This is a genomic window from Nocardia sp. NPDC058497, assembly GCF_042720195.1.
In the GTDB taxonomy this organism is placed as follows: Bacteria; Actinomycetota; Actinomycetes; order Mycobacteriales; family Mycobacteriaceae; genus Nocardia.
Map to the genome: position 1 here is coordinate 1 of NZ_JBHXMY010000679.1, position 2937 is coordinate 2937.

The window sequence follows — 2937 nt, forward strand, 5'->3', positions numbered from 1 at the left end:
CGGGCGCGGCGCCCTTCCCCTCAACCGGGCCCCGGGGGGGGCGGTGGCCCCCACGACCGTCGCCGGAGGAGCGTCCGGTCATCCGGCGAAGCAGCCATGGTCCGAGAAAGGTTGTCAGCCAACATAACTCGGTGCCGACCAGTGCTGCTGGATGCCGCTGGGGCAGTGGCGGGGACAGTGGGGTGGTCCAGCTGTCGTCGGATCCGGGCAGCCGCAGTGCCTCGGCCAGAGCATCGGCGATGCGCTGGTGCCCCAGCGGGCTGGCATGCAGCCGATCCGAGGACCACAGGCGAGGATCGGTGACTACCGCGTGATCACAGGTTTCCGCCACGACCACACCATGGCGCGCGGCGGCCTCGCGGATCACCGCGTTGAGCGCGACAGTGCGGGCAGCGATGGGGCGGGCCAGGGGCGTGATGCGGGTGATATCGGGAAAGGTCAGCGTCGCCACCGTCGCACCCTGGGCGGTCAAAGCTTCGAACATCGCCTCGAGATGCTGTCCCACCGCATCGGCGTCGAACCCTGGTCGCAGCAGATCATTCATGCCGGCGATCACGGTGGCGACGTCGGGTCGCAGCGCCACAGCGGCATCGAGCTGCTCCTGGCGAATCTGACTTGCGAGCTTGCCGCGTACGGCGAGATTGGCGTAGAGCAGCGACGGGTTCGCTCTCGTCATCGACGCTGCGAGCCGGTCGGCCAGTCCGATCACACCGGTTCGGTCGTCGCCGTCGCCGACACCTTCACTCTGGCTGTCGCCCACTGCGACATACCGTGCGAAAACGGGCGTGCTGTGCGGGCCGCTCACGCCGAGGTCTTGCCTTCGACAGCCTCCCGCGCCTCCTGCTGGATCCGCGGGTACTGCTCGGCCATCCGGGCGGCGAGCGCCTGGGCCGCCGACAGCGGTCGCACCATCACCGTGAACGTATCGATTTTGCCGTCGGCGTCGAAGTGCAGGAAATCGCAGCCCGACAGCTGCAACCCGTCCACGGTGGCCTCGAACACCAGCGCGTGGTCACGACCGTCGGCGGCGGCGATCTCACGCACGTACCGGAAGTTCTCGAAGACCCGCAACACCGCACGCAGGATCGCCGCCGTCACCGGCTTGCCCGGATACGGCGCGAAGGCGACGGGACTGGTGAACACCACATTGTCGGCCAGCAACGCTTCCATAGCGTCCGGGTCCCGGGCCTCCACCGCGGTTCGGAAGGGATGCACTGTGCCTCCTAGGCAAATAGTTGACTAATTGCGGTCGAGGCTAGCGCTGAACCCTCGCGAGTGTCCAGGGGCAAGTCAGTACTAGATTTGAATAGTCAAGATCCTGATATGGTGGCCGGATGGCGTTACGACACGCGGTGCTCGCCGCTCTCCTCGAGGGGGAAGCCTCCGGCTACGACCTGGCCAAGGAATTCGATGCCTCGGTGGCGAACTTCTGGATGTCGACCCCGCAACAGCTGTACAAAGAGCTCGAGCGCATGACGGCGGATGGCCTCATCGAGGCGCGGGTGGTCGAGCAGGAGAAGCGACCGAACAAGCGGCTGCATTCCATCACCGATGCCGGCCGACGCGCGTTGCACGCCTTTGTCGCCGATCCCACCAAGCCCACTGTCATCCGCGACGAGATGCTGGTGAAGGTTCAGGGGATGGAGTCCAGCGACGAGTCGGCTGTCGAGGCTGTCCTCATCGAGCGCCTCGGCTGGGCACAGGCCAAACTCGCTCGATATGAGCGGCTGCGCGCGCGCCTGCTCGACGGCCGAAGCGAACACGCCTATCTGAGCGAGGCCGAGCGGGTCGGCTCCTACTTGACGCTGCTGCGCGGAATCTCCTTCGAGCAGGAGAACATCCGCTGGTCGGAGTTCAGCCTGAATGCCATCCGGCAGCGTCGAGCGTCGGTAGCGGGACAGTGACGTGAGGGTCGGCGCCCGCGGCGTGTGGGTGCACACGTGCCGTGCAACGCCGCGACCCGAATCCTGTTGTGGGGTTGTTGCGCTCGTCGTGTTGGCAACCGGGCGGCGATGTGCTCGCGTAGGTCGGCATCGGTGCGCGCGGCGAGGAGCAATTCGGTGATGACGTGGGCGATGGGGAGATTGTGGATCTCCCACAGCATGTCGAGCGCTTCCGCGCACCGCTGCTGCCCGGCGTCGGGTAGCGCGCGCATTCTTTCCCGCGCCTGCTCGGACAACCCCACCGCGAGCTGCAACAGCGCGGCCTCCACCAGCGCGGTCTTGGTGGGGAAATGATGCTGCAGCGCGCCTTGGCTCACGCCGGCCCTGCGGGCGACCGCCCGGACGGACGTGCCCGCGTATCCGCATTCCTCCAGGGTCGCCACGGTCGCGTCGAGGATCGCCTCGCGCGTCACGAGGTCGAATTTCTGTGCACGCCAACGCGGTACGAGCTGCGTCACACTTCGAATGGCAATCCCGGGTAGCCCCGTATCGTCAGTGCGATGAACGGGTATCTGCTGGCCGCGGGCCTGACCGCGGCGGTGGTGGCGGCGATCCACATCGTCGCCGGGCACGTCGATCCGGTGCGGCCGCTGCTGGCCAGCTCCATGGCCGATGTCCCGAAGCGAACCATGCACGCGGTGTGGCACATGGTGAGCGTCGACCTCGTCGCCACCGCGGCGACGCTGCTCGCGCTGGCGTGGTGGCAGCCTGCGGGGACCGAGCTGGTCGCGATGCTGACCGCCGCCCGGTTTGCCGCCTACACGGTCGTTTTCCTGGTGATCGCGTTGCGCCTGCCGGGCCGCGCGCCGTTGTTGCGCCTTCCGCAGTGGCTCCTGCTCGCGCCGGTGGCGATTCTGGCCGGGCTCGGGGGTTGGTGAACGGTCAAGGCGTCGATTCGAGCTGCTGGTTGAGTTTACGCAGGGGGCGGTGGATGTTCATGCGCTGGAACTCCACGAATGTGTGGCCCGCGGGGGGGTCACCGTCGCTGACGAGC

General features: G+C 67.3%; 5 protein-coding genes. 2 read left to right on the forward strand and 3 right to left on the reverse strand.

Features of this window, described 5'->3' with window-relative positions; translation table 11 throughout:
* Nucleotides 1–760: SGNH/GDSL hydrolase family protein (locus tag ACFWPJ_RS29350; protein WP_378856227.1), on the reverse strand; the 760-nt coding region annotated here is incomplete at its 3' end.
* Nucleotides 761–801: 41 nt separating this feature from the next.
* Nucleotides 802–1215: a nuclear transport factor 2 family protein gene (locus tag ACFWPJ_RS29355; RefSeq protein ID WP_378856229.1), complete on the reverse strand. Its 414-nt coding sequence runs from the start codon at nt 1213–1215 to the stop codon at nt 802–804.
* Nucleotides 1216–1334: 119 nt separating this feature from the next.
* Between ACFWPJ_RS29355 and ACFWPJ_RS29360 the strand changes: the two genes are divergently transcribed.
* Nucleotides 1335–1904 carry a PadR family transcriptional regulator gene (locus ACFWPJ_RS29360; RefSeq protein ID WP_378856231.1) on the forward strand — a complete coding sequence of 190 codons (570 nt, stop codon included), beginning with the start codon at nt 1335–1337 and terminating at the stop codon, nt 1902–1904.
* On the opposite strand, the gene ACFWPJ_RS29365 is transcribed toward ACFWPJ_RS29360, so the two are convergent.
* The gene (locus ACFWPJ_RS29365) at nt 1796–2401 is read right to left on the reverse strand and encodes a TetR/AcrR family transcriptional regulator (protein WP_378856233.1); all 606 of its coding nucleotides are present in this window, start codon (nt 2399–2401) and stop codon (nt 1796–1798) included. The genes ACFWPJ_RS29360 and ACFWPJ_RS29365 overlap by 109 nt on opposite strands.
* Before the next feature lie 42 nt (nt 2402–2443).
* On the opposite strand from ACFWPJ_RS29365, the gene ACFWPJ_RS29370 reads away from it, so the two are divergent.
* Nucleotides 2444–2821 carry a hypothetical protein gene (locus ACFWPJ_RS29370; RefSeq protein ID WP_378856235.1) on the forward strand — a complete coding sequence of 126 codons (378 nt, stop codon included), beginning with the start codon at nt 2444–2446 and terminating at the stop codon, nt 2819–2821.
* Nucleotides 2822–2937: the final 116 nt, after the last annotated feature.

Bases quoted from the DNA above. Each gene is read 5' to 3' on its own strand.
- ACFWPJ_RS29370 (WP_378856235.1), top strand. From the start codon at position 2,444: ATGAACGGGTATCTGCTGGCCGCGGGCCTGACCGCGGCGGTGGTGGCG.
- ACFWPJ_RS29360 (WP_378856231.1), top strand. From the start codon at position 1,335: ATGGCGTTACGACACGCGGTGCTCGCCGCTCTCCTCGAGGGGGAAGCC.